Origin of the sequence: Vibrio sp. 10N.222.52.C3, from assembly GCF_041474195.1 — a bacterium.
GTDB lineage: Bacteria > Pseudomonadota > Gammaproteobacteria > Enterobacterales > Vibrionaceae > Vibrio > Vibrio crassostreae_C.
The window spans coordinates 1-1,113 of record NZ_JBFRTQ010000057.1; the positions used below are offsets into that span (position 1 = coordinate 1).

The 1,113-nt window shown below is 41.7% G+C and carries 1 protein-coding gene; it reads left to right on the forward strand.

Annotation, left to right across the window (positions count from 1 at the left end):
• The first annotated feature begins 61 nt into the window (after positions 1-61).
• Positions 62-1,097, forward strand: a protein-coding gene (locus tag AB4517_RS10200) for an IS630 family transposase (protein WP_102394396.1) whose coding sequence is annotated in 2 segments (ribosomal slippage) — positions 62-520 and positions 522-1,097 — 1,035 coding nt in all. Because the reading frame shifts where the segments join, the coding sequence is not laid out codon by codon here.
• The last annotated feature ends 16 nt before the right edge of the window (positions 1,098-1,113 follow it).

The window sequence follows — 1,113 nt, forward strand, 5'->3', positions numbered from 1 at the left end:
ATACCAATTAAAGTAAAAATGTGATCTAATTAAGATTGATGAATTATTGTGAAATTTAGCCATGGATAGCCTTAATAACACTGACTTCAAAAAGCTTGCGAGCCAGCAAAAAACCATTCAGATGAAGATGCGTTTACTTGCGCTCGCACACTTTAAAGACGGCCTCTCTCGTACACAAATTGCAAAATCTCTCAAAGTCAGTCGAACCAGTGTCAATAAATGGGTTCGGATTTTTTTTGAAGAAGGCCTAGAAGGACTTCAAGAAAAACCTCGGACTGGTAGGCCTGCATACCTCACCGATGAGCAGCGGGCTCAACTCAGTGCCTTCATAAAAAAAGAAGCTGAATCACCTTCTGGTGGCCGCCTTGTTGGAAGCGATATACATGACTACATCGTTAAACACTTTGACAAGCACTACCACCCTAATTCCATCTATTATCTCCTCGACCACATGGGTTTTTCTTGGATAACTTCTCGTTCCAAACACCCTAAACAATCACAGCAAATACAGGACGATTTTAAAAAAATTCCAAATCGAAACGATCCTTAAGATCCCCGGCCATATTGGGCTAGAGAGTGTTGATGTCTGGTTTCAAGACGAAGCTAGGTTTGGTCAGCAGAACACAACAACACGTCTTTGGGCTACTCGTGGAACGAGACCTCGCGTAGTAAAACAGCAGCAATTTGAATACGCTTATTTGTTTGGCTCAGTGTGCCCATCGAGAGGGATTGGTGAGGCAATGGTCGTCCCTTGGGTTAACAAAGACATCATGATAAACCATCTAGAGCAGATATCTAAAGTCACAGAAAAAGACCGTCATTCAGTGGTAATAATGGATGGCGCAGGATGGCATACCGATGATATTGCTAACCCATTTGATAATGTCAGTATTATCAAATTGCCGCCATACTCACCAGAGCTTAACCCTATAGAGCAAGTGTGGAGTTGGTTAAGGCAACACTATCTAGCAAACCAAAACTTCATTGATTATAACGATATTGTTTCGAAGGTCTGTAGCGCTTGGAATGGATTTCTTGAGTGCAAAGATCGCGTCACAAAAATGTGTACAAGAGATTGGATTGACCTGATCAGTTAATTTTCCGGATTGGTAT